The 24,599-nt window shown below is 60.2% G+C and carries 25 protein-coding genes; 9 read left to right on the forward strand and 16 right to left on the reverse strand.

Annotated elements, in window-relative coordinates; genetic code table 11:
- Nucleotides 1-77 precede the first annotated feature (77 nt).
- From pdxB to GYM54_RS01610, 8 genes are all read left to right on the forward strand, one after another.
- Nucleotides 78-1,223, forward strand: coding sequence for a 4-phosphoerythronate dehydrogenase PdxB (pdxB, locus tag GYM54_RS01575; protein ID WP_197444702.1), 1,146 nt, complete (start codon nt 78-80; stop codon nt 1,221-1,223).
- Between the two features lie 113 nt (nt 1,224-1,336).
- The gene (dnaX, locus tag GYM54_RS01580) at nt 1,337-3,343 is read left to right on the forward strand and encodes a DNA polymerase III subunit gamma/tau (RefSeq protein WP_197444703.1); all 2,007 of its coding nucleotides are present in this window, start codon (nt 1,337-1,339) and stop codon (nt 3,341-3,343) included.
- Nucleotides 3,344-3,358: 15 nt separating this feature from the next.
- The gene (locus GYM54_RS01585) at nt 3,359-3,685 is read left to right on the forward strand and encodes a YbaB/EbfC family nucleoid-associated protein (RefSeq protein WP_131648549.1); all 327 of its coding nucleotides are present in this window, start codon (nt 3,359-3,361) and stop codon (nt 3,683-3,685) included.
- 164 nt (nt 3,686-3,849) lie between these two features.
- Nucleotides 3,850-4,449 (forward strand): recombination mediator RecR, encoded by a 600-nt coding sequence (gene recR, locus GYM54_RS01590; protein ID WP_131648550.1) that lies wholly within the window; start codon nt 3,850-3,852, stop codon nt 4,447-4,449.
- Between the two features lie 185 nt (nt 4,450-4,634).
- Nucleotides 4,635-5,624 (forward strand): ABC transporter substrate-binding protein, encoded by a 990-nt coding sequence (locus GYM54_RS01595; RefSeq protein ID WP_131648966.1) that lies wholly within the window; start codon nt 4,635-4,637, stop codon nt 5,622-5,624.
- A gap of 109 nt (nt 5,625-5,733) precedes the next feature.
- Nucleotides 5,734-6,480 carry an ABC transporter ATP-binding protein gene (locus GYM54_RS01600; RefSeq protein ID WP_181102096.1) on the forward strand — a complete coding sequence of 249 codons (747 nt, stop codon included), beginning with the start codon at nt 5,734-5,736 and terminating at the stop codon, nt 6,478-6,480.
- Nucleotides 6,477-7,250, forward strand: coding sequence for an ABC transporter permease (locus tag GYM54_RS01605; RefSeq protein ID WP_181102094.1), 774 nt, complete (start codon nt 6,477-6,479; stop codon nt 7,248-7,250). Before GYM54_RS01600 ends, GYM54_RS01605 begins: the two co-directional genes overlap by 4 nt.
- 12 nt (nt 7,251-7,262) lie before the next feature.
- Nucleotides 7,263-7,970 (forward strand): transporter substrate-binding domain-containing protein, encoded by a 708-nt coding sequence (locus tag GYM54_RS01610; protein WP_231752134.1) that lies wholly within the window; start codon nt 7,263-7,265, stop codon nt 7,968-7,970.
- Here GYM54_RS01610 and GYM54_RS01615 read toward each other — a convergent pair.
- From GYM54_RS01615 to hemN, 4 genes are all read right to left on the reverse strand, one after another.
- Complete coding sequence (locus GYM54_RS01615; RefSeq protein WP_181102092.1) at nt 7,967-8,605, reverse strand: SCO family protein; 639 nt, start codon at nt 8,603-8,605, stop codon at nt 7,967-7,969. The genes GYM54_RS01610 and GYM54_RS01615 overlap by 4 nt on opposite strands.
- A gap of 2 nt (nt 8,606-8,607) precedes the next feature.
- On the reverse strand, nt 8,608-9,156 hold the full coding sequence (locus GYM54_RS01620; RefSeq protein WP_131648554.1) for an adenine phosphoribosyltransferase: 549 nt from the start codon (nt 9,154-9,156) through the stop codon (nt 8,608-8,610).
- 31 nt (nt 9,157-9,187) lie between these two features.
- Nucleotides 9,188-9,922 (reverse strand): fumarate/nitrate reduction transcriptional regulator Fnr, encoded by a 735-nt coding sequence (gene fnr / locus GYM54_RS01625; RefSeq protein WP_181102090.1) that lies wholly within the window; start codon nt 9,920-9,922, stop codon nt 9,188-9,190.
- Between the two features lie 98 nt (nt 9,923-10,020).
- Nucleotides 10,021-11,400, reverse strand: a complete 1,380-nt coding sequence (hemN, locus tag GYM54_RS01630) for an oxygen-independent coproporphyrinogen III oxidase (protein ID WP_181102840.1) — start codon at nt 11,398-11,400, stop codon at nt 10,021-10,023.
- Between the two features lie 200 nt (nt 11,401-11,600).
- Here hemN and nadE point away from each other — a divergent pair, with 200 nt between their 5' ends.
- Complete coding sequence (gene nadE / locus GYM54_RS01635) at nt 11,601-12,431, forward strand: ammonia-dependent NAD(+) synthetase (protein ID WP_181102088.1); 831 nt, start codon at nt 11,601-11,603, stop codon at nt 12,429-12,431.
- Nucleotides 12,432-12,520: 89 nt separating this feature from the next.
- Here nadE and GYM54_RS01640 read toward each other — a convergent pair whose 3' ends face one another.
- The 12 genes from GYM54_RS01640 to ccoN (GYM54_RS01695) all read right to left on the reverse strand — a co-directional run bounded on the left by GYM54_RS01640 (nt 12,521) and on the right by ccoN (GYM54_RS01695) (nt 24,559).
- Nucleotides 12,521-13,204 (reverse strand): sulfite exporter TauE/SafE family protein, encoded by a 684-nt coding sequence (locus GYM54_RS01640; protein WP_181102086.1) that lies wholly within the window; start codon nt 13,202-13,204, stop codon nt 12,521-12,523.
- Nucleotides 13,197-13,406 (reverse strand): cbb3-type cytochrome oxidase assembly protein CcoS, encoded by a 210-nt coding sequence (gene ccoS, locus GYM54_RS01645; RefSeq protein WP_131648558.1) that lies wholly within the window; start codon nt 13,404-13,406, stop codon nt 13,197-13,199. Before ccoS ends, GYM54_RS01640 begins: the two co-directional genes overlap by 8 nt.
- A gap of 47 nt (nt 13,407-13,453) precedes the next feature.
- Nucleotides 13,454-15,898: a heavy metal translocating P-type ATPase gene (locus tag GYM54_RS01650; RefSeq protein WP_197444704.1), complete on the reverse strand. Its 2,445-nt coding sequence runs from the start codon at nt 15,896-15,898 to the stop codon at nt 13,454-13,456.
- Between the two features lie 7 nt (nt 15,899-15,905).
- Nucleotides 15,906-16,412: a FixH family protein gene (locus GYM54_RS01655; protein WP_197444705.1), complete on the reverse strand. Its 507-nt coding sequence runs from the start codon at nt 16,410-16,412 to the stop codon at nt 15,906-15,908.
- A gap of 11 nt (nt 16,413-16,423) precedes the next feature.
- Nucleotides 16,424-17,836 carry a cytochrome c oxidase accessory protein CcoG gene (gene ccoG / locus GYM54_RS01660; RefSeq protein WP_181102082.1) on the reverse strand — a complete coding sequence of 471 codons (1,413 nt, stop codon included), beginning with the start codon at nt 17,834-17,836 and terminating at the stop codon, nt 16,424-16,426.
- 136 nt (nt 17,837-17,972) lie between these two features.
- Nucleotides 17,973-18,890 carry a cytochrome-c oxidase, cbb3-type subunit III gene (gene ccoP, locus GYM54_RS01665; protein ID WP_131648562.1) on the reverse strand — a complete coding sequence of 306 codons (918 nt, stop codon included), beginning with the start codon at nt 18,888-18,890 and terminating at the stop codon, nt 17,973-17,975.
- The gene (locus GYM54_RS01670; protein WP_131648563.1) at nt 18,891-19,073 is read right to left on the reverse strand and encodes a cbb3-type cytochrome c oxidase subunit 3; all 183 of its coding nucleotides are present in this window, start codon (nt 19,071-19,073) and stop codon (nt 18,891-18,893) included.
- 6 nt (nt 19,074-19,079) lie between these two features.
- Nucleotides 19,080-19,691: a cytochrome-c oxidase, cbb3-type subunit II gene (ccoO, locus tag GYM54_RS01675; protein ID WP_131648564.1), complete on the reverse strand. Its 612-nt coding sequence runs from the start codon at nt 19,689-19,691 to the stop codon at nt 19,080-19,082.
- A gap of 12 nt (nt 19,692-19,703) precedes the next feature.
- Nucleotides 19,704-21,131, reverse strand: coding sequence for a cytochrome-c oxidase, cbb3-type subunit I (ccoN, locus tag GYM54_RS01680; protein ID WP_131648565.1), 1,428 nt, complete (start codon nt 21,129-21,131; stop codon nt 19,704-19,706).
- 354 nt (nt 21,132-21,485) lie between these two features.
- Complete coding sequence (ccoP, locus tag GYM54_RS01685; RefSeq protein WP_197444706.1) at nt 21,486-22,421, reverse strand: cytochrome-c oxidase, cbb3-type subunit III; 936 nt, start codon at nt 22,419-22,421, stop codon at nt 21,486-21,488.
- An 87-nt stretch (nt 22,422-22,508) separates the two neighbouring features.
- Nucleotides 22,509-23,120, reverse strand: a complete 612-nt coding sequence (ccoO, locus tag GYM54_RS01690) for a cytochrome-c oxidase, cbb3-type subunit II (RefSeq protein ID WP_197444707.1) — start codon at nt 23,118-23,120, stop codon at nt 22,509-22,511.
- Nucleotides 23,121-23,134: 14 nt separating this feature from the next.
- A complete protein-coding gene (ccoN, locus tag GYM54_RS01695) occupies nt 23,135-24,559 on the reverse strand; it encodes a cytochrome-c oxidase, cbb3-type subunit I (RefSeq protein WP_197444708.1) in 1,425 nt (474 codons plus the stop codon).
- Between the last annotated feature and the right edge of the window lie 40 nt (nt 24,560-24,599).

The following is a 24,599-nucleotide window of genomic DNA, read 5'->3' on the forward strand; positions in this document are numbered from 1 at the left end:
CGTGAGAGGTGTTCTCGGAAGGCGGCACGGCGCTTCGAAGATGTCTAGAATGGGCTCATCACTGACGGAGCCTGCCAATGCGCATCCTTGCCGACGAAAATATTCCGCTGGTCGAGGCATTCTTTATCGAGCACGGCGAGATTCGCCGTATGCCTGGCCGTAGCATCAATAGAGCGTCGCTCGAACAAGCTGAGGTGCTTCTGGTTCGTTCAGTCACCCGTGTCGACCGCGAGCTGCTCGAAGGCAGTGCCGTGCGCTTCGTCGGTACCTGCACCATTGGTACCGATCATTTGGATATCGATTATTTCGAGGAGGCGGGTATTAGCTGGGCAAGCGCGCCGGGCTGCAATGCCCGGGGCGTCGTCGACTATGTGCTCGGCAGTCTCCTGGCGCTGGCCGAGCGTGGGGGCACGGAGCTGGCTGATCGCCGTTATGGTGTGGTCGGTGCCGGGCAAGTGGGTGGCAGACTGGTGGAGGTGTTGCGCGGCCTGGGTTGGAATGTACGGGTGTGTGATCCGCTGCGTCAGGCCCGTGAGGTTGGCGAGTTCGTCGGTCTGGATGAAATCCTCGCCGAGTGTGACGTCATCAGCCTGCATACACCTTTGACATTGGAAGGCGAGCATTCGACGTTTCACCTGCTGGACCGATCCCGTCTGCAACAGCTGCGCCCGGACGCCTGGCTGATCAACGCAGCTCGCGGTGCGGTCGTCGACAACGCAGCTCTACGCGAACAGCTGACCAGTCGGCCCGATATTCAGGTGGTGCTCGACGTCTGGGAAGGGGAGCCGCAGGTTGACGTCGAACTGGCCAGGTTATGTCGCATCGCCACACCGCACGTTGCCGGTTACAGCCTGGACGGCAAATTGCGCGGAACCGCTCAGATATACGAGGCGTTCTGCGTCAGCAAAGGACTGGCACCCACGGTAGATCTGACCGATCTGACACCGGTCGCGCCGTTGCGTGGGCTTTCCTTCGATGCATCGGCGCCACCCCGTGATGCGCTGGCAACAATATGCCGAGCGGTTTACGACCCGCGTAGCGACGATGCAGCGTTTCGCCGAAGCTTGACCGGCAAAGATGAACAGCGTCGCAACGGCTTCGATCTGCTGCGCAAACAGTACCCTCCGCGTCGAGAGATAGAGGGGCTGCAAGTCGAGATCAACGATGCCCAGCCGCAATTGGAGCAGTTGGTACGCGCACTGGGTGCGACCCTCAAGCGTTGACGCGACGTTTAGCGTGTTGCGAGCTGGATCTGCTTGGCTGACGACAGGCCGGATGCAATTTGCGGCCTGCTCCGCTAGCATTACCCGTCCTCTGCTTTCCCCGCGATGGTGTTATGAGTTATCAGGTTTTAGCCCGTAAATGGCGTCCGCGTTCGTTCCGCGAAATGGTCGGGCAGACGCACGTGCTCAAGGCTCTGATCAATGCGCTCGATAGCCAGCGCCTGCACCACGCTTATCTATTTACCGGTACCCGCGGGGTGGGTAAAACCACTATCGCGCGCATCATCGCCAAGTGCTTGAACTGCGAAACCGGCGTCAGCTCCACGCCTTGTGGCGAGTGTTCTGTATGTCGCGAGATCGATGAAGGCCGTTTCGTTGATCTGATCGAAGTCGACGCCGCGAGCCGCACCAAGGTCGAAGACACTCGCGAGCTGCTGGATAACGTGCAATACGCGCCCAGCCGTGGGCGTTTCAAGGTTTACCTGATCGACGAAGTGCACATGCTCTCGTCGCATTCTTTCAACGCGCTGCTAAAGACGCTCGAAGAGCCGCCGCCGCACGTCAAGTTCCTGCTGGCCACCACCGATCCGCAGAAGCTGCCTGTCACCATTCTTTCGCGCTGTCTGCAGTTCTCGTTGAAGAACATGCCGCCGGAGCGGGTGGTCGAGCACCTGAACCATGTACTGCGTGCTGAAAACGTACCCTTCGAGCAAGACGCTCTCTGGCTGCTTGGACGCGCCGCCGACGGTTCGATGCGCGATGCCATGAGCCTGACCGACCAGGCGATCGCCTTTGGTGAGGGTAAGGTGCTGGCCGAGGACGTGCGTAGCATGCTCGGCACCCTGGATCACGGCCAGGTTTACGGGGTAATGCAGGCGCTACTGGAGGGTGACGCACGCGCCATGCTGGAGGCGGTCCGGCACTTAGCGGAGCAAGGCCCGGACTGGGGCGGCGTGCTGGCCGAAATGCTCAATGTGCTGCATCGCGTCGCCATCGCCCAGGCGTTGCCGGAGGCGGTGGATAACGGCCAGGGCGATCGTGAGCGGGTGCTGGGGCTGGCCCAGGCGTTGCCGGCTGAAGACGTACAGTTCTACTACCAGATGGGCCTGATCGGTCGGCGCGATCTGCCGCTGGCGCCGGACCCACGCGGTGGCTTCGAAATGGTCCTGCTGCGCATGCTGGCGTTTCGACCGGCTGATAGTGAAGATGCACCACGAACACCGCTAAAGAGCCTGGGGATCAGTCCGGCCACGACTGATTCCAGACCAACCGATGTGGCCGGTCCAGCAACATCGGCTGCGCCGGAACCTGAGTCGCGTGTGATGCCCGCGCCAGCGTCCCCGGCGCCCATTGTTTCTTCATCGTCACCGGAACCCGCTCTGGCGCCGATCAGTCCTGAACTCGCTCCGGCTACTGTGATCAAGCCCGAGTTGGTGTCCGAACCTGCGCCTCCGGTCGTCGACCTGCCTTGGAATGAGCCGCCGGTTACGCCCCCAGTTGCGGTGGAAAGCGAGGCACTTGAGCAGCGAATCGCCCCGGTTGGCGAGCCCGAGCATGTGGCCGCAGTCGTTGAGGTGAACGAGCCGGACGATGACGAGCCGCCGTTGACCGACGAGGATTATTTCGAAGTCGAAACTCAGGCCGAAGCCTATCTCGAAGGGCTGGATGACCTGACGGCAGAACCGCAGGTCGTCGCGCCGGCTCCTGCGGTAGAGCCTGCTACCGGTCTGGCTGCCGAGTGGCTCGATATCTATCTGAAGTTGGGTCTGGGCGGCCTGACCGGCAGCATCGCGGCCAATTGCACGCTGATTTCAGTGAGCGACGATCGCTGGCTGATGCACCTGGATCCGGCGCAAAGTGCGCTATTCAACGCGACCCAGCATCGGCGTCTTAACGAGGCGCTGAATCAATATCACGGGCGTACATTGCGGCTGGATATCGAGCTGCAGACGCCGCAGCAGGAAACACCCGCTCAGGCAGCGGCACGACGCCGTGGTGAGCGCCAGCGGGCGGCCGAGCAGTCGATCCAGGCTGATCCCGTAGTACAGCAATTGATGCAACAGTTCGCCGCCGTCATTCGTGACGGTACCATCGAACCCGTAGAACACTCCGAACCCTGATCCGAGGTAAATCCCATGATGAAAGGTGGCATGGCCGGCCTGATGAAGCAGGCACAGCAGATGCAGGAAAAAATGCAGAAGATGCAGGAGGAGTTGGCCAACGCCGAAGTCACCGGCCAGTCCGGCGCCGGCTTGGTGAGCGTTGTGATGAACGGCCGGCACGACGTCAAACGCGTCAGCCTGGACGACAGCCTGATGCAGGAAGACAAGGAGATCCTCGAGGATCTGATCGCCGCTGCGGTGAACGATGCAGTGCGCAAGATCGAGCAGAACAGTAAGGAAAAGATGGCGGGCATGACCGAGGGCATGCAGCTGCCGCCGGGTTTCAAGATGCCGTTCTGAAAGAAGCCATAAGCTTGAAGCGCGAGGAAGAGCTTGCAAACCATCCGGTCGAACGCAGGCTCTGATTCAGCTTTCAGCTTTCAGCTTTCAGCTTTCAGCTTTCAGCTTTCAGCTTTCAGCTTTCAGCTTTCAGCTTTCAGCTTTCAGCTTTATCCGAGAAATTCATGAGCTTCAGTCCCCTTATTCGTCAACTCATCGATGCGCTGCGCGTTCTTCCCGGTGTCGGACAGAAAACCGCTCAGCGCATGGCGCTACAGATGCTCGAGCGTGATCGAAGTGGCGGGCTGCGATTGGCGCAAGCGCTTGCACGGGCGATGGAGGAGGTGGGCTATTGCCGGCAATGCCGTACGTTGAGCGAGGATGAACTCTGTCCGCAATGTGCCGACCCGCGGCGGGACGATTCGCTGCTATGCATCGTCCAGAGCCCAGTGGATGTGTTCGCTGTGGAACAGACCGGTTTTCGTGGGCGCTACTTCGTCCTGAAGGGGCACTTATCGCCGCTCGACGGGCTGGGTCCCGAGGCCATCGGTATCCCTGAACTGCTTGTGCGTGTAGCTGAAGGCAATTTCAGCGAAGCGATATTGGCAACCAATCCGACCGTAGAAGGTGAGGCGACTGCTCATTACATCGCCCAGCTGTTGATTCCGAAGGGGTTGACGTTGAGCCGCATCGCACATGGCGTGCCGCTTGGTGGAGAGCTCGATCTGGTCGATGGCGGCACGCTTGCCCACGCCTTGGCTGGACGGAAGACGATCACGCTCTAATCTTTTGCCGTAGTGCAATCTCAGCAACTTATAACCTCCGGTTTAATGCTTATGGCTGTTAACTAGTGCCGTTCAGAAATAACTTCGTGTAAAGTTCTAAGCCAGAATTGATTTATAACTAAATGGAATTGAAAGCTTTCTTTTGGTTATATGACTAAATGCTGCCTAAGAGCTTGAGGTTGATGATGAAGGCAAAACACTGGCTGGTCCCTGCGCTACTGCTGCTCAGCGCTTTCGCGCAAGCTCAAGAAAAGTTCAAGGTTGGCTTCATCCGGGTTATGGACGATGCTCAAGCGATGGTTGCCTTCGAAGGCGACTTGTACAAAAAGCATGGACTGGATGTAGAACTGGTCGAATTCAGCTCCGGGACCGATCTGATCAAGGCGATCGTTGGCGGGCAGCTGGATACAGGTGTACTGGGCTTCACCAACGCGGTCGCCTGGGCTTCCAAGGGCGCCGATCTGAAAGTGGTCGGTGGTGCCCAGCAGGGTTATCACTCGATTCTGGTGCGTAACGAAACCGGTATCGATGATGTGGCCGGTCTCAAGGGACACAGCTTGGCTTCGCAGCGCGAGGGCAGCACCGCCGATTCGGTACTGCGCGGCGTGACGCTGAAGTCTGCCGGCCTGCAACCCAGCGACGTAAACATCATGGGTGTCAGTCCGGCGGTTGCGGTGCAGTCGCTGGTTTCCGGTCGGGTCGATGCGGCGTTCCTGTTCGAGCCCTATGACCGCATCGCCCAGCTGGTAGCACCGGTCAAGCAGATCTACGAGATCGGCGAGGTCTGGCCTTTCCCCTGCATGGTGGTGATCACTTCCGGTGAAACATTGGCCAAGCGCAAGGATGCCGTCTGGAAATCTCTCGATGCCCAGCGTGACGCCATTGAGTTGCTGGAGAAGCAACCTGCCGAAGCCGCCAAGCTGATCGCCGATTACTTCATTGCCGAACCGACGCTCAAGACGCTCGAGCGTGGCGAGTTGTCACGTGAGGTGGTAATCGAGGAAGCCATCGCGACCCAGGATTTCACCGCCAAACTGGACGATGCCGATCTGGCGCGTATCCAGGAGCTGGCCGATATCCTTCAGGAACTGGGTTCGCTGAAAACCCGCGACGGCAAGCCGTTCGATACCAGCGCGATCCTTGATCTTTCCTGGCAGGAAGCACGCGAACTCTGATCGTCGTATCGGCGACCTGTTAATGGCGCCGATCGTTCATTGCCCGGCCACGTGCCGGGCAGTTTTCATTCTGCCGGTCGTTGCCGGTGAAGTTTCTTTCAGGTTTTTCATGCAGCTCAGATTCGAAGAAGTAGACAAGCAGTTCGGGCAACTGGAAGTCATCAAGGGTTTCAATGGTGAGTTTGCCCAGGGCGAACTGGTAGCGCTGGTCGGACCTTCCGGTTGTGGCAAATCGACCTTGCTGCATCTGGTGGCCGGGCTGGAGAACCCGACTGCAGGTCGTGTGTTGGCCGATGGCAAGAAGATTCCCGGACCGAGCCCGCGGCGCACCCTGGTATTCCAGGAGCATGCGCTCTATCCATGGCTGAGCCTGCAGGCCAATGTCGCCATGGCGCTGGAGCTGCAGGGCGTGGCGAAGGTCAGTGCCTTCGAGCAAGCCGCTGCCTGGTTGGCCCGGGTGAGCCTGGAAGGCTTCGAACATTACTACCCTCACCAGGTTTCGGGTGGCATGCGTCAGCGCACGGCATTGGCGCGTGCCTTCATCGCCAAACCCGAGGTACTGCTGCTCGATGAGCCCTTCGGTGCGCTTGATGCGCTGACCCGCATGGCGCTGCAGGACGTGCTGCTGGAGCTCATCAACGAACATCAGCCCACCGTGCTGCTGGTGACCCATGACGTCGACGAGGCGCTGTATCTGGCCGACCATGTCCTCGTATTCAGCGCGCGCCCGGCGCGGGTGCTGAAAACCTTCAATTTCACCCATTGCGAGAAGAGTCACGATCTCTCCGCATTTGCCGCCGAGCGCACCGAGATTCTGCGGTTGCTGGGCATCAAGACGGAGGTCGGTCAGCCATGAGTCAACCTCGTCGTCTAACCGGGCCGAAGAAACACCTTGCTGTGGTGCTGGCGGTCCTGTTCATCCTGCTGATTTGGCAGGCTGCGGCCTGGAGCCTGCCATCGTTTCTGATGCCAGGGATTCCCACGGTGCTCGAACGGCTGTTCGCCACGGTACAAGAGCCCGAATTCCGCGAAGGCCTGTACGGCAGCATGAGCCGTCTTGGTAGCGGCTACGGCTTTGCGCTGCTGTTTGGCATTGGCTTTGGTCTGGTCGGAGGCGTGCTGTTCTTCTTTCGGGAGATCCTGCGCTCGGCCATCGTCATCCTGCAGTCGATTCCCTCGATCGCTTGGGTGCCGCTATTTCTCATCGTCATGGGCTTCGGCAACCTGCCGATCATCGTTGTGGTGGCCCTGGCGGCATTCTTCCCCATGGCCCTGTCGGTGATGAACGCCACCGAAAGCGTGCAGCCGGTACATGTATCGGCCGCGCGGGTGATGGGGGCGTCGCGCTGGCAGTTGCTGCGGCGCGTTTATTTGCCGGCAGTGATGCCAGAATTGATTACCGGCGCTCAGCTGGCCTTCGGTAACGCTTGGCGTGCGCTGATTTCCGCTGAAATGCTGATCGGCTTCGGGCAGGGCCTGGGGCGTTCACTCGCCTATTCCGGCGAGATCGCCGACATGGTCGGGGTGATGATGAATATCCTGGTGATCGCCATTCTTGCCACGCTGATCGATCAGGTGGTGCTGGAAAAATTCAAACAAAGGATGCTTCGCTACCAGTACGTCTGAGAAGGAGGTGCCGTGAAGTCTCATCTGCTGCGGTTGTTGATCGTGCTGCTGATGCCGGCCAGCGCGCTTGCGGCACCCTTGCAGGCGGTGCTGGTCGGCGACTATCGGCCGCTCAAGGCGACTGAAGCGGAGGCGGTTACCGAAGGGTTCGAGGCGGCCTGGCTTGTCAGCTTGGGTGAGGCGTTGGGGAGCGATATCGACCTCGCCGACGCACAGGCACAGGCGGAGCTGCGTATCGGAGAGATTAGCTCGGGCGCCGTCTATTACTCCAGCGAGATCGCGGCGCTGGCTGCGGCCGAAGCGGGGCCAGCCGAATGGACCGACCTTGCTGGCGCACCCGTCTGCATCGCGGCTGGGAACCCTCATGCCGCTACCGTTGTGTCTCGCTTCGATGGTATTGCCCGCGCTTATCCAAGTGCGGCGCAGGCATTGATTGGGTTGAAGCTTGGCGAATGCCAGGCGGTAGTGGGCGATCAGTTGTTGCTCCAGCAGATCGCCACGCTACCGGAATGGCGTCGCTACAATCGGCTGCTGCCTGTTCTGGAGGAGTCCGCGCTGGCACTGCGGATCGAGGCTGACGATGCGCTGTTGCAGCAGCGCGTCGAGCAGATTCTTTCAAGCGAGCAGGGACAGGAGATGCTGGTTGAAGCCACTCAGTACTGGATCGACGAAGTGGCATTTCAGGCCTATGTGCTAGCCGACACCCTGGATTGCCACTAGGGCTGGTTTCCCCACCAGGGCTGTCTCTCGGCTTCGATTATCTGCGGCAGGGCCTGACGCAACCCCTCCAGCTTGAAAGGTGCGCGGATGTGGCCGCGCAGGCTGCCATCGGGGCCGACGATGGCTAGATTGCCGCTGTGGTTGACGCTGTAGTCTCCTTCGGTCTGCTTTGCCGGGACGAACGGAAGCCCCAGTGCCCTGGACAGTTTCTGCAACTGCGCCATGTCTCCCGTCAACCCTTGGAATCCTGCACGGTAATAACCGAGATAGGTGCGCAGCACCTCGGGCGTGTCGCGCGCCGGATCGGCAGTGATCAACACCAGCTGGAGCTGTTCGCGAACATCCGAAGGCAGTTGGCCGAATAGCCGTCGCATGTCGCTCAGTGTCGTGGGGCAGATATCCGGGCAGGCGGTGAATCCGAAGAGCATAAGGTGCCAGCGTCCGCGAAGAGAATCGGTGCTGACGGCCTGGCCTTGCTCGTTGATCAGCTCGAGGACCGGCAATGGCCGCTCGCGCGGCAGAAGCAGCAGATTCGCATCATCGAGCAACGCGTTGCGGTCGAGGGCAAACGAAGAGGAGCAGAACGTCACCAGCAAAACTGCGCAGCTGATAATCCTCGTTGCTTTGCGGAACATGATCAGCGCTCGTTCAGCTCGAATGCGGTGAGCGTGAACGTGGGAATGCCCATGTCCTGCAGTTTGCGTGATCCACCCAGTTCGGGCAGATCAATGATTGCGGCGGCTTCATGAACCTGGGCGCCCATGCGGCGAACCAGCTGCGCGGCGGCAATCAGCGTGCCGCCGGTGGCGATCAGATCGTCCAGCAGTAACACCGAATCGCCTTCACAAAGGCTGTCAGCGTGAACTTCGAGGAAGGCCTCGCCGTACTCGGTGCTGTAGGACGCGGCCAGCACGTCGGCCGGGAGCTTGCCTTTCTTGCGAAACAGGATCAGCGGTCTGTTCAATTCGTAGGCGATGATCGAACCGATGATGAAGCCGCGGGCGTCGAGTGCGCCTACATGGCTGAAGTCGGTCTCGACATAGCGTTGAATCAGGCTATCCGCCACCATGCGCAGCGCCTTGGGCGACTGCAGCAGCGGAGTGATGTCGCGGAATACCACGCCCGGCTTGGGGAAGTCGGGGACCGGGCGTATCAGTGTCTTGATGGCGAATTCGTCGAAAATCATAACGGGCTCTCGCTACTAGGCGTCCGAGTTTCTAGGCGTCCATGTTTCCGCCCGCCAGGGCGCATAACCGGATTGAATCGAGGATACGAACTTCCTTGCCTTCTGCTTCTAGCAGGCCGTTGGCCTGACAGCGGGTAAACACCCGCGAGACCGTCTCGACCGCCAGCCCCAGGTAGTTGCCGATCTCGTTGCGCGACATGGGCAGCCGAAACTGGTTGGCGGAAAAACCCCGCGCACTGAAACGGGCCGACAGGTTGATCAGAAAGGTCGCGATGCGCTCGTCGGCGCTCTTCTTCGAAAGCAGCAGCATCATTTGTTGATCGTCGCGAATTTCGCGGCTCATGATGCGCATCAATTGACGGCGAAGCTGCGGCAGCAACACGCTGAGTTCATCGAGGCGATCGAAAGGAATTTCGCACACCGAAGTTGTTTCAAGCGCTTGCGCGGTTACCGGATAGGTTTCGGTATCCATGCCGGAAAGGCCGACCAGCTCGCTAGGCAGATGGAAGCCGGTGATTTGCTCTTCGCCAGTGTCGGTGACGCTGAACGTGCGCAAGGCCCCGGAGCGGATGGCGAAAACCGAGCTGAACGGCTCACCCTGGCGAAACAACACTTCACCTTTTCTCAGCGGGCGCCCGCGCTTGACGATCTCGTCCAGCGTATCCATGTCCTGCATGTTCAACGAAAGCGGCAAGCAAAGGCCGGAAAGACTGCATTCTTTGCAATGAGCTTGCGGCTGCCTGCGGACCTTGATCGACTCGGACATCGGTGGTTCCTGAAAAACCTTACGGGACGTGCAAGATTAACCCAGGCCAGTGGCTTAGGCCAATTGGCGCGAGGGTCGCAGGCAAGAGCGACCCAAGGTCAGATCGCGCGGGAAAAGAGCCGGGCGGGACGAGGCGGGCGATTGTCGAACTGCATGCAAACCGAGCTCGCCAACAGGCGCCCGGCCGGCAGGATGGTGATGGTGTCTGCCTTGAGTTGAATGAGTCCGTCGGCAGCCATTTGCTCCAGAGTTGGCCAGCTGTCCTTGAAATAGATTTTGAAGACGATTCCGTGGGCGCTTTCGATTTCGTCGAAACGCAGTTCGAAATTGCAGATCAACGCTTCGATCACCCTGCTCCTGATCCGGTCGTCCTCGCTGCATCGTAGCCCGCGAATCGTGGCCAGCTGCCCTTGATCCAGCATCTGCTGATAAAGCGTGATATCGCTGTGGTTCTGGCAGTACAGATCGCCGATCTGGCTGATCGCCGAAACGCCGAGACCGATCAGGTCGCAATGACCATGTGTGGTGTAGCCCTGAACGTTGTGTTGTAGCGTGCCGTCCTCCTGCGCCATTGCCAGCTCGTCATCAGGCAGGGCGAACTGATCCATGCCGATATAGCGGTAGCCGGAGCGGGTCAGTTGTTCCACGCTGTGTTGCAGCATCGCGAGCTGGTCGTTCGAGGTGGGGAGGTCCGTGGCGCTTATTCGTCGCTGTGCCATGTGCCGTTCGGGTAGGTGCACATAATTCGAGACAGATATGCGATCAGGCTGCAGGGCAAGAACGGCTTCTACCGTGCGGGCGAAGCGTCCGTGGGTCTGCAGTGGTAGGCCATAGACGAGGTCCATGTGTAGCGAGCGATATTGCAGGGTCCGAGCTGCCTCGATGATCGTCTGGGTCTGCTCGATCGTCTGCGGCCGATTGATGGCTCGTTGCACATCTGGATCCAGCGCCTGCAGACCCACACTTATCCGATTGAAGCCAAGCTCGCGCAGCAATCCCATCGTCGGCCAGTCCGCTTCGCGGGGATCGATCTCGATACTGAAGTCCGCGTGATCGTCGTTCTGCAGATTGAAATGTTTGCGCAGATGCGTCATCAGTCGTCGCAGATCGTCATGGCTGAGCAAGTTCGGCGTGCCGCCGCCGATATGCAGCTGCTCGACCATCTGATGCGGGGCGAGATGACAGGCAATCATCTCGATTTCCTGTTCCAGCCGCTGCAAATAGGATTGGATGCGGCTGCGGTCGCTCGTGATGACCTTGTTGCGGTGGCAGTAGTAGCAGGCCGTTGCGCAGAACGGTAGATGGATATAAAGCGAAAGCGGGCGGCTGGCCTGTCGACTGCGACGCAATGCATGCAGCAGATCGAAGGAGCTCAGTCCGCCGCTGAACTGGAGCGCCGCGTGATATGACGGGTAGCTCGGCCCAGCCTGACCGTAACGATGGATCAGGTCGGCATCCCAGCGAATGGCGTCGAGCATCATACGGTCTCGGTTTGACTGCGGTGACGGGATTCTAGGACTGGCGCATCCGCGTAGACTTGACCTGTATCAAGCAAGTCCAGACCCAGCGGCGGGCGCTGAGACCGGTGGCGCGGACACGGAGATTTATCGCCGAACCGTGGTCGGATTAGTCAAACTAGGGCTTGAACCGAAACCGTTCATCCGCATAGGAGACACACATGCATAGCCGCCAACAAGAGATCGCTGCCGCACTCAACGTTTGCTCACCGTTTGATGGGCCTGCAGCGGTCCAGGCCGACATCGAGCGGCGGGTTGCCTTCATCCAGGCATGCCTGCGCGATTCGGGCATGAAAACTCTGGTTCTGGGGATCAGTGGCGGCGTCGATTCGACTACGGCTGGCCTGCTTGCTCAGCGTGCGGTGGAGGGGATGCGTGCCGCAGGGGAGGGCGACGACTACCGCTTCATTGCGGTCCGCCTGCCATATCAGGTTCAGCATGACGAGGACGAAGCGCAGCTGGCAATTGACTCGATCAAGCCGGATGAATGCCATACGGTCAATATCGGCGCTGCGGTGCAGGGCTTGGCGCGGGCGACCGAGGCGCTCGATGACTTGACCCCGGCGAAGCGCGACTTCGTGCTGGGCAACACCAAGGCGCGGATGCGCATGGTAGCTCAGTACACCATTGCCAATGCACGACAAGGTCTGGTGATCGGCACCGATCATGCGGCCGAAGCGGTGATGGGATTCTTCACCAAATTCGGCGATGGCGCCTGTGACCTCACACCGCTGGCCGGCCTTGTCAAGCATCAGGTGCGGGAATTGGCCGCCGCGTTAGGCGCGCCCGAGCAACTGGTCAAGAAGGTGCCGACGGCCGATCTGGAAGAGCTCTCGCCAGGCAAGCCGGACGAAGACGCGCATGGGGTGAGCTATCAGAATATCGATGCGTTCCTGCAAGGCCTGCCGGTTCCTAAAGAGGCGGCTCGCATCATCGTGGAAACCTACGACAAGTCGGCACACAAGCGGCAGATGCCGAAAGAGCCGGTCTAGAGCAGCATCAGGTTTGAAGCCGGAAGGAAGCTGGATGCACCGCCAGTAAATTGGACGGATCACCTGTCTGCGCTTCTTCCGGCTTCCAGTTAATGCCCCATCAACCAGTGCTGATGCGGGCCAGGAAGTGTCCAAACGCCGAACAGGATTACCGTGATGCCGCCGAGCGTTCGCACGCCGCGTTTGCGTAATAGCGCGGTGAGCCGTTCGGCGGCCAGGCCGGTCGCCAGAAGTACGGGCCAGGTGCCGATACCGAATGTCAGCATCAGCAGTGCACTGTCCAGCGCGTCGCCTTGGCTCGCGGCCCATAGCAATGTGCTGTAGACCAGGCCGCAAGGCAGCCAACCCCAGAGCGTGCCAAGCAGCAAAGCTCGCGGCACGCTGCGGACCGGCATGAGCCGACTGGCGAAAGGTTGGATGTGACGCCAGAGGCCGCGTCCTACTGCTTCGACACGCGTCAGTCCACTCCACCAGCCGGCCAGATAAAGCCCCATGCTGATCAACAATAGCGCGGCTACGACTCGCAGCGCCATGGCGGCTGGGCTATTGGCTACCGCCCAGCCGGCCAATCCGATGAGCAGACCCGCACTGGCGTAGCTGAGCACTCGTCCCAGGTTGTATGCCAGCAGCAAACGCAGGCGTCTGCCGCGCTGTTGCGCCGGGATTGCCATGGTCAGTGCGCCCATCAGGCCGCCGCACATACCCAGGCAGTGCCCGCCGCCCAGCAAACCGAGGACGAACGCCGACACCAGCAGCGGCAATAGCTCAGTCACGATCGGCTTTTCCCTCGTCGCTGCCCTTGTCCGCTTCTTCGATGCCGGCGCGATGCTTGGGATCTTCCTCGTCGAACAGGATGCTGTGGGCTGGGCCGTCCAGATCGTCGTACTGGCCACTGTCGACCGCCCAGAAAAATACCCAGATAGCCAGTGCGACCAGAACCACGGCGACGGGAATCAGAATGTAAAGTGCGGCCATAGCGGGTCTCCAGATGGGTTCGGCAACGCAGCCTTGGCAGACGCCGACTATCCTACGCCAGGCAGCGCAGAATGTCGGGGCGCAGAGGGAGCAGGCAGGCGCGCCAGTCGCAATGCATTGAGCACTACCACCAGCGAACTTGCCGACATGCCCAGGGCTGCCCACAACGGCGTTACCCAGCCGATGGCGGCGAATGGCAGAATCAAGCCGTTGTACAGGCTCGCCCAGGCGAGGTTTTCGATGATGATGCGACGGCTGCGTCGCGCCACGGCGAAAGCTTGCACCAGGCTGTCGAGTCGGTTGGTGAGCAGGACGGCATCGGCGCTGGTTTTGGCCAGGTCGGTCGCTGAGCCCATGGCTACGCTGATGTCCGCCGCAGCCAGGACCGGAGCGTCGTTGACGCCATCGCCAAGCATCAGCACGCGGCGACCTTCGGCTTGCAGCCGTTGCAGGTGGGCGAGCTTGTCGGTCGGGGTCATTCCTGCGTGCGCGTCCTCGATGCCGAGCTGTCGAGCGATTTCGGCAACCATCGGCGAGCTGTCACCGGATAGCAGCACCGTTTTCCAGCCGCGGTTTTTGCAGGCTTGCAGCAGCGCAGGCGCATCCTCGCGCAGCCGATCGTCGAGTACTAGCCATGCCAGTGGCCCCAGCGTATCGCCAAGCAGCAACCATTGGCCCTTGTCGCCCGGAATTTCGGGCGCGACGCCTGCATATCCGGCCGCAACGAAGCCCGGCTGGCCAATACGCAGAACGCGTCCAGCAACCGATCCCTGCAGGCCCAGCCCGGGGGTGCTGTCCACCGCATCGGCTGCTTGCAGCGCGCGGCCGAACGCTCTGGCGATCGGGTGTTCGGAGCGGTTTTCCAGCGCGGCGGCCAGCTCCAGGCATGCGTTGGCATCCAGCTCGCCCAGGGGACGGACCTCGCTCAGCGTCAGGCGTCCTTCGGTGAGGGTGCCGGTCTTGTCGAAAATCACCGTGTCGATCTGATTGAGCCCCTCCAGGACATGCCCGCGAGTGAGCAGCAGCCCGAGCTTGTGCAATGTCCCGGTGGCGGTGGTCAAGGCGGTCGGGGTGGCCAGCGATAGCGCGCAGGGGCAGGTCGCGACCAGCAAGGCGAGAACGATCCAGAACGCGCGTTGAGGATCGATCTGCCACCAGACGAAACCGACTACAGCAGCGGTCAGCAGCACGATCAGCAGGAACCACTGCGCGACGCGATCAGCCAGTTCGGCGAGGCGCGGTTTATCCGATTGGGCGCGTTCCAACAGTCCCACGATGGCGGACAGGCGGGTATTGTCACCCAGCGCCAGGACTTCGAGAGTCAGGGCGCCTTCGACGTTAAGGGTGCCGGCGGTAACCGCATCGCCGACATTTCGTGGCTGCGGTAGATATTCGCCGGTAAGGACCGATTCATCGACACTCGACTGCCCGCTGACGATGCGACCATCTGTCGGGATCAGTGCGCCGGGGTGTACCAGCACATGGTCGCCGACCTGCAATTCGCTCAGCAGAATGCGCGCCGTCTGGCCATCTTCGACGAGCTTCAGGCAGGACGCCGGTAATAGATTGACCAGCTGCGCAGTCGCAGCGGCGGTGCGTTCGCGCGCGCGGCGTTCGAGAAAGCGTCCGGCGAGCAGGAACAGCGCAAACATGCCCACGGCATCGAAATACAGCTCGCCCTGACCGGTCACCGTCGACCAGATGCCGGCGATATAGGCTCCGCCGATCGCCAGCGATACCGAAACATCCATGCTCAGGTGGCGGGTACGCAAATCCCGCAACGCGCCCTTGAAGAAGTCGGTGCAGCAATAGAAAACGATAGGCGTGGTGAGCACCAGCGCGGTCCAGCGCAGGGTGACGAAGAAACTTTCCGAAAGATCCAGATTGAATTCCGGCCATGTAGCCATGGTAGCCATCATCACCTGCATCCAGAGCAGCCCGGTCACACCCAGTTGGCGCATGCTGCGGCGGTTTTCCCGCGCGAGTTGCTCCGCCGCCTGATCGGCCCGGTAAGGGTGAGCGGCATAGCCGATGCGCCGAAGTTCGGCGAGCAGTTCGCTGAGTGGCAAGACCGCATCGTTCCAGCGCACTCGCAAGCGATGATTGGAAAGGTTGAGGTTGGCCTCGGCGATCCCATCGAATCCGCGCAGGTGTTTTTCGATCAGCCAGCCACAGGCCGCGCAACTGATGCCCTCGATCATCAGCGAGGTGTCGGCCAGCTCGCCTTCGTGCTGCACGAAGGGCTGTTGCACATCCTTGCGGTCGTAGAGTGCCAGCTCTTCGCTCAGCGCCTGCGGCAGGGCGCCGGGATTGATGGCGGTATCGCTGCGATGCAGGTAGTAACTTTCCAGACCGCCTTGAACGATGGCTTCCGCGACCGCCTGACAACCCGGACAGCAAAGCGCCCGCTGCTCATTGAGAACGCGGGCGTGATAGGCGCTGCCGGCGGGAACCGGCAGACCGCAGTGAAAGCAGGGGGTTGGATTCGCCATCGACCGGTCAGTAGCTTAGTTCAAGCGTCTGACCGCTCACGATGTCCTTTTCTTCGAACAGACGCCAGTCCTGATCGCCCTCGCGACCGAGCAGTTCGACATAACGCCGGCCGGTGACCGGCTCCTGCATCTGCCCCTGGTAGAAGCCGTTGCCCTGAGGCTGGAGAACGATGCGGCGATCGCGTTCGGGCTGCGTGGGGGAGAGCAGGTTGAGTACCAGTTGCTGCGGACCGCTATGGCCGCTCAGCTGCACTTCGGCGAGCCCCCGATCGTCGTTGAGCGTCAGTTGCGCCTGCACTTGCAAACGCTCGGCAAGCTTTTCACGCTCCAGCGACTGATTGATGCCCTTGCCTGCATCGTAATAGTTGTCCGATACCAGGGTGTCGGAGTTGCGGATCGCGATGGCCAGCATCGAGGTGCCGAGGATCACCGACATCATCAGGATGCCGATGACGAACCAGGCCCAGAATTGCTTGTACCAACGGCTATTTTCAGTATCGGAAGGTGCGCTCATTTACTACCTGTTCAGCGAATGCTAGGACCGATGAAGCGGCTATCCGCTTCGTCTTCGATTTCGGGGTCGTCTGCCGATCTGATGTGGAAGACGATTTCGTTTGTGCTCGAGGGCAGTTGTTCCGGTGCAACCGAAAGCTCCACCGGGACCGTGATCAGCTCGCCTGCACCGGCGTGGACCTCGTTGCGGCCTTCGTACTGCAGACCGTCCAGCCCAGTGGCTTCGATGATGAAGGTCTGCTCGTTCTGAGCCTTGTTCATCACTTTCAGCGTATAGACGTTCTCGATCCTGCCTTGCTCGTTCTCGCGATAGAGCACGCGGTCTTTCAGGACGTCGAGCTTGACCAGTGCGCGGTCCGAGACGGAATAGGCAAACACACCCATCATCGCAAGCAATGCGATGGCATAGCCGATCAGTCGCGGCCGAGCCAGCCGGGTTTTCTGCCCCGACAGGTTGTGCTCCGTGGTGTAGCTGATCAGACCCCGTGGATAGTTCATCTTGTCCATGATGGTGTCACAGGCATCGATGCAGGCCGCGCAGCCGATGCACTCGACCTGCAGGCCGTCACGGATGTCGATGCCGGTCGGGCAGACCTGTACGCACATGGTGCAATCGATGCAGTCACCGAGGCCCAGCGCCTTGTAGTCGGCGTCTTTCTTGCGCGGGCCACGCCGTTCGCCACGGCGCGGGTCGTAGGAAACGATCAGGGTGTCCTTGTCGAACATCACGCTCTGGAAGCGCGCATAGGGGCACATGTAAATGCACACCTGCTCGCGCAAGAAACCGGCGTTGCCATAGGTGGCGAGGGTGAAGAAGCCGACCCAGAACAGCGCCCAGCCGCCGACTTCCAGTGTGAGCAGGTCGGGCACCAGTTCACGAATCGGTGTGAAATAGCCGACGAAGGTAATGCCGATGGCCAGGGATACGCCCAGCCAGATGGCGTGTTTGGCCAGCCTGCGCCCGAATTTGCCGGCGCTCATTGGCGCTTTGTCGAGCTTCATGCGCTGATTGCGATCGCCTTCGGTGATCTTTTCCGCCCACATGAATACCCAGGTGAACACGCTCTGGGGGCAGGTGTAGCCACACCAGACGCGGCCTGCGAATACAGTGATGAAGAACAGTCCAAACGCGCAGATGATCAGCAGCGCGGAAAGAAGAATGAAATCTTGAGGCCAGAAGGTAGCGCCAAAAATATAGAACTTGCGCTCGGGCAGGTCCCACCAGACGGCCTGGCGACCGTTCCAGTTAAGCCATACAGTGCCGAAATAGAGCGCGAACAGCAGCGCACCGCCGACGAGTCGCAGGTTGCGGAACAGGCCGGTAAAGGAGCGTGTGTAGATTTTTTCGCGGGCGGCGTAGAGGTCGGATGAGGCGTTGACCTTGGCCGGAGGAGTTACATCATGGACGGGAATTTGCTCAGACATCGAATGCGTACCACGGCGGAGGGTGAGTGTCCCGGTCAATACGTGTCGACCGGGATCCTTAGCTGACCTGGTGCAAATGGTACGCCTCGATAGCCGGCATCAGGTGCGACCGTAAGTCGCGCCTGTGCGGGTTGGATCAGTTCTCCGGCTGCTGCGAGAGGCTGTACACATAAGCCGCCAGCAAATGCACCTTGTCATTGCCAAGGATGTGTTCCTGGGCTGGCATGCGACCGTTTCGGCCATAGCGCAGGGTTTGCTGAATCTGACCGAAGCTCGAGCCGTAAAGCCAGACGTTGTCGGTCAGGTTCGGTGCGCCCATGGCTTCGGTGCCTTTACCGTCGGCTCCATGACAGGCTACGCAGTTGGCAGCGAAGATCTTTTGACCCTGCTCAATGTCGGCGTTGATGCCTTCAGGAATCTCCCGGCCGGACAGAGTACGGACGTAACCGGCCACGTTGCGAATGCCTTCTTCGCCGATCACATCGCGCCACGCCGGCATGACGGCCTGACGTCCACCCATGATGGTGGTCTTGATGGTTTCGGGCGCGCCGCCCCACAGCCAGTCATGGTCGGTCAGGTTGGGGAAGCCGTAGGCACCTTTGGCGTCCGAGCCATGGCAGACGGAGCAGTTGGAAGCGAACAGGCGGCCACCCATTTTCAGGGCTTGCGGATCCTGAGCCACTTGCTCGACCGGCATCGCTGCGAACTTAGCGTAGAGCGGGCCGTACTGTTCGTTTGCCTTGTCGACTTCACGCTGCCATTCCTTGACCTGAGTCCAGCCACCTTCGTAGCCGGGCATCACGCCTTTCCAGTTACCCAGGCCTGGATACAGAACCAGATAGCCAAGGGCAAAGATCACGGTGGCGACGAACAGCATGAACCACCAGCGCGGGAGCGGGTTGTCATACTCCTCGATGCCGTCATAGGAATGGCCGACGGTTTCTTCGGTGCTGTCGTGGCGTTGTCCCTTGCGAGTCGCAAGCAGCAGCCAGACCAGTGCCGCAATGGTCCCCAGGCTGAGCAGGGTGACGTACCAACTCCAAAACGAGGTCATCTATTTCTTACTCCTGGAAGCTTCTTCATCACGCTTCTTGGCGTCGGGCTCGTCTGCGAAGGGCAGGTTGGCGGCTTCATCGAAGCTTTTCTTGCGTTTGCTGCTGTAAGCCCAGAGCACGATGCCGATAAAGGCGACGAAAACAAGAATGGTGCCCAGACCGCGAAGAGTCCCGATATCCATGGTGCGTTACCGTTTGTTGGTGAGTGCGGTGCCAAGTACTTGCAGATAGGCTACGAGGGCATCCATTTCTGTCTTGCCCTTGACCGCGTCCTTCGCACCGGCAATGTCTTCTTCGGTGTAAGGCACGCCTACGCTGCGCAAGGCTTCCATCTTCTTGGCGGTGTGTTTGCCATCGAGGCTGTGCTCGACCAACCAGGGGTAAGAAGGCATCTTCGATTCAGGTACGACGTTGCGCGGATTGTAGAGGTGCGCGCGGTGCCAGTCATCGGAGTAGCGGCCGCCGACGCGAGCCAGATCCGGGCCGGTACGCTTGGAGCCCCACAGAAACGGATGGTCGTAGACGCTTTCGCCGGCAACCGAGTAGTGGCCGTAGCGCTCGGTCTCGGCGCGGAACGGACGAACCATTTGCGAATGGCAACCGACGCAGCCTTCGCGGATATACAGGTCACGCCCTTCGAGCTGCAGCGCGGTGTAGGGCTTCATACCTTCCACCGGCTCGTTCACCACGTCCTGGAAGAACAGCGGAACGATCTGGGTCAGGCCGCCGATGCTCACTGCGAGGATCATGAACAGGGTCAGCAGACCGATGTTCTTTTCGAGTATTTCGTGATTCTTCATTTATCGATTCCCTCAGGCGATCTGCGCGGCGGCTTCGAGCTCAGCCGGCTTGGCGGCACGCACGGTACGCCAGGTGTTGTAAGCCATCAGCAGCATGCCAGCGAGGAAGAATGCACCGCCCAGCGCCCGAACGATGAAGCCCGGATGGCTGGCTTCCAGCGCTTCGACGAAGGAATAGGTGAGGGTGCCGTCTTCGTTGATCGCACGCCACATCAAGCCCTGGGTGATGCCGTTGACCCACATCGAAGCGATGTAGAGCACGGTGCCAATAGTGGCCAGCCAGAAGTGGGCGTTGATCAGGCCGATGCTGTACATCTGCTCGCGAGCGAAGACCTTCGGAATCAGGTGATATATGGAGCCGATGGTGATCATGGCTACCCAGCCGAGGGCGCCGGCATGTACGTGGCCGATGGTCCAATCGGTGTAGTGGGAGAGTGCGTTGACAGTCTTGATGGCCATCATCGGACCTTCGAAGGTCGACATGCCGTAGAACGCCAGCGAGACCACCAGGAAGCGCAGGATCGGATCGGTGCGCAGCTTATGCCAGGCGCCCGAGAGGGTCATCATGCCATTGATCATGCCGCCCCAGCTCGGTGCCAGCAGAATGATCGACATCACCATGCCCAAGCTCTGTGCCCAGTCTGGCAGTGCGGTGTAGTGCAGGTGGTGCGGACCAGCCCAGATGTACAGGGTGATCAATGCCCAGAAATGCACGATGGACAGACGATAGGAGTAGACCGGGCGGCCAGCCTGCTTGGGTACGAAGTAATACATCATGCCCAGGAAGCCGGTGGTCAGGAAGAAACCAACCGCGTTGTGACCGTACCACCACTGAACCATCGCGTCGGTCGCGCCCGCGTAGATCGAGTAGGACTTGAACCAGGACACCGGGATTTCCAGGTTGTTGACGATGTGCAGCATCGCCGTAACCAGGATAAAGGCACCGAAGAACCAATTACCCACGTAGATGTGCTTGGCCTTGCGCTTCATGAGGGTGCCGAAGAACACCGTCGCGTAGCTGATCCAGACGATGGCCAGCAGGATATCGATCGGCCATTCCAGCTCCGCGTATTCCTTGGAGCTGGTGAAGCCCATCGGCAGGGTGATCACGGCCAGAACGATGACCGCTTGCCAGCCCCAGAAGGTGAAGGCGGCCAGGCCGTCGGAAAACAGACGCGTCTGCGAGGTCCGCTGGGCCACGTATAGGGATGTTGCCATCAGGGCACAGCCGCCGAAGGCGAAAATCACCAGATTGGTGTGCAGCGGACGTAGGCGGCCAAAGCTGGCCCAAGGCAGGTCGAAGTTGAGTGAGGGCCACACCAACTGCGAGGCGATAAGCACGCCCATACCCATCCCAATGATTCCCCACACCACCGTCATGATGGCGAATTGGCGAATCACCTTATAGTTATATGCAGTCTCACTTATTGCTGTGCTCATGCAAGGCTTCCACGCTAAATGGCATTTCAGGGGGCAAAAACGGCGGCAAGTATGGAGAAAGGAGGGGGGCAATGCAATCAACGCCCAGGCCATCTCGTGCCGTTCAGACCCTTATTCCAAGCGTTTTCCATGCTCTTTGCAGGGTCGTTTTCACATCATGCCGATGTGATGAATCGAGGGCTTCGCCTTGTAGTTCTGCGGGGGTCCGGCGAGTGGGGAGGAATATAAGAGCAGCTGGACTGAAGGGCAAACGGGGAAGAGGGTGAACGGTCTGCGACAGAGCGTCGCACTGGCACTTTTTATAATTAGACTTGATTTGGAACAGGGCGGTATCGCAATACCGCCCTGCCATGATTATTGCTTCGCCAGGCGTTCTGGCTGTTGCGAAAGACTGTAAACGTAAGCGGCCAGCAAGTGCACCTTATCGTTGCCCAGATATTGCTCCTGCGCCGGCATCTGGCCGTTGCGGCCGTGGCGGATGGTCTGCTGCAGTTGCGGCAGACTGGAGCCATAAATCCAGCCGGCTGGGTTGGTCAGGTTCGGCGCTCCCAATGCAGCCATCCCTTCACCGTTCGAACCATGGCAGACCGAACAGGTTTGGGTGTACACCTGAGCGCCGGCGGCGACATCCGCCTCGGTGCTTTCCGGCAGCGATAGACCGGCCAGATCATTGCGTACAAAAGCCGCGACGTTCTTCACACCCTCTTCGCCGATGGCCTGTCCCCAGGCCGGCATCGCCGCAACACGGCCATGGAGGATGGACGCTTTGATGGTTTCAGCATCGCCGCCCCAGCGCCAGTCGTTGTCGGCGAGATTGGGGAAGCCGTTCGCGCCCTTGGCGTCCGAGCCGTGGCAAACCGAGCAGTAGTTGGCGAAGAGGCGACCGCCGATCTTCAAGGCGCGTTCGTCCTGGGCGACTTGCTCGACACCCATGGCCGAGTATTTGGCGAAAATCGGACCGAACGTGGCATCGGCCTGATCGACTTCACGCTGCCACTGCTTCTCCTGCGTCCAACCGTCTTCGTAGCCGGGGAAGACGCCTTTCCAGTTGCCCAGGCCCGGATAGATGATCAGATAGAGGATGCCGAACACCAGCGTGCCGATGAACAGCCAGAACCACCACTTGGGCAGCGGGTTGTCGTACTCCTCGATGCCGTCGAAGGAATGCCCCATGGTCTTGTCGGTCGTACCGGCCGACTCGCCCTTGCGGGTGGCGAAGATCAGCCAGAACAGCGCGACGATGGTGCCCAGCGTCAGCAGGGCGATGTATCCACTCCAGAAAGTGCTCATGTGCTACTCCTGGACAGCCCGAGCCACTCGGGCTGTCCGCGATTGAAGTCCCTGGCGGCTGTCTTTGCAGCGCGCCGCTTTCGATGGTCAGCGCTTGTTAGTCAGAGCCGTGCCAAGAACCTGCAGGTAAGCCACCAAGGCATCCATTTCGGTCTTGCCCTTGACCGCGTCCTTGGCGCTTGCGATGTCTTCATCGGTGTATGGCACACCCAGGGTGCGCAAGGCTTTCATCTTCTTCGCGGTATCCCGGCCATCGAGGGTGTTTTCCACCAGCCATGGATAGGACGGCATCTTCGATTCCGGCACCACGTTGCGCGGGTTATAGAGATGCGCGCGGTGCCAGTCATCGGAGTAGCGGCCGCCGACACGGGCCAGATCCGGGCCAGTACGCTTGGAGCCCCAAAGGAACGGATGGTCGTAAACGCTTTCACCGGCGACCGAGTAATGGCCGTAGCGCTCGGTTTCGGCGCGGAACGGCCGGATCATCTGTGAGTGGCAGCCGACGCAGCCTTCCTTGATATAGATGTCGCGGCCTTCGAGCTGTAGCGCGGTATAGGGCTTCATGCCTTCCACTGGCTCGTTGACCACGTCCTGGAAGAACAGTGGAACGATCTGAGTCAGGCCGCCGATGCTCACCGCGAGGATCATGAACAGGGTCAGCAGACCGACGTTCTTCTCGAGTTTCTCGTGTTGTTTCATATCGGTTCAGCTCCTCAGGCGATCTGCGCGGCGGCTTCGTATTCGGCCGGTTTGGCGGCACGCACGGTGCGCCAGGTGTTGTAGGCCATCAGCAACATGCCGGCGAAGAAGACCGCACCGCCGATCAGGCGAATAACGAAGCCCGGATGGCTGGCTTCAAGTGCTTCGACGAAGGAATAGGTGAGGGTGCCGTCTTCATTGATCGCACGCCACATCAGGCCTTGAGCGATGCCGTTGACCCACATCGAAGCGATGTAAAGCACGGTGCCGATGGTGGCCAGCCAGAAGTGGGAGTTGATCAGGCCGATGCTGTGCATTTGCGCCCGGCCGAATACCTTGGGAATCAGGTGGTACAGAGCGCCAATCGAGACCATGGCAACCCAGCCGAGGGCGCCGGCGTGAACGTGGCCGATGGTCCAGTCGGTGTAGTGGGAGAGGGCATTGACGGTCTTGATGGCCATCATCGGACCTTCGAAGGTCGACATGCCGTAGAACGCCAGGGACACCACCAAGAAGCGCAGGATCGGATCGCTGCGCAGCTTATGCCAGGCGCCCGAGAGGGTCATCATGCCGTTGATCATGCCGCCCCAGCTCGGTGCCAGCAGAATCAGCGACATCACCATACCGAGGCTCTGCGCCCAGTCCGGCAGCGCGGTGTAGTGCAGGTGATGCGGGCCGGCCCAGATGTAAACGGTGATCAGCGCCCAGAAATGCACGATCGACAGGCGATAGGAATACACCGGGCGTTCGGCCTGCTTCGGCACGAAGTAATACATGATCCCCAAGAAGCCAGCGGTCAGGAAGAAGCCCACGGCGTTGTGCCCGTACCACCACTGCACCATGGCGTCGGTTGCGCCGGCATACAGCGAATAGGACTTCATCGCAGTGACCGGGATTTCCAGGTTGTTGACCACATGCAGGATCGCCACGGTCAGGATGAACCCGCCGAAGAACCAGTTGCCGACGTAGATGTGCTTGACCTTGCGCGTTGCCAGCGTGCCGAAGAACACGATCGCGTAGGACACCCAGACGATGGTGATCAGGATGTCGATTGGCCATTCCAGCTCGGCGTATTCCTTGGAGCTGGTAAAGCCCAGCGGCAGGCTGATCGCCGCGAGCAGAATCACCAGCTGCCAACCCCAGAAGGTAAAGGCCGCCAGCTTGGGCGCGAACAGCGTGGCCTGGCAGGTGCGCTGGACGGAATAGTAGGAGGTTGCGAACAATGCGCAGCCACCGAAGGCGAAAATCACCGCGTTGGTATGCAGAGGTCGCAAGCGCCCGAAGCTGGTCCAGGGCAGATCGAAGTTGAGTGCGGGCCAGGCAAGCTGCGCTGCGATGAGAACGCCGAGCCCCATCCCGACGATTCCCCACACCACCGTCATGATGGCGAATTGGCGGACCACCTTATAGTCATAGGCGGTACTGGTTGCTGTGTTCATGTATGGGCTTCCATCCACGGTAGTGAGCATGTTTTTCGTT

This window comes from Pseudomonas sp. MTM4, from assembly GCF_019355055.1.
In the GTDB taxonomy this organism is placed as follows: Bacteria; Pseudomonadota; Gammaproteobacteria; order Pseudomonadales; family Pseudomonadaceae; genus Stutzerimonas.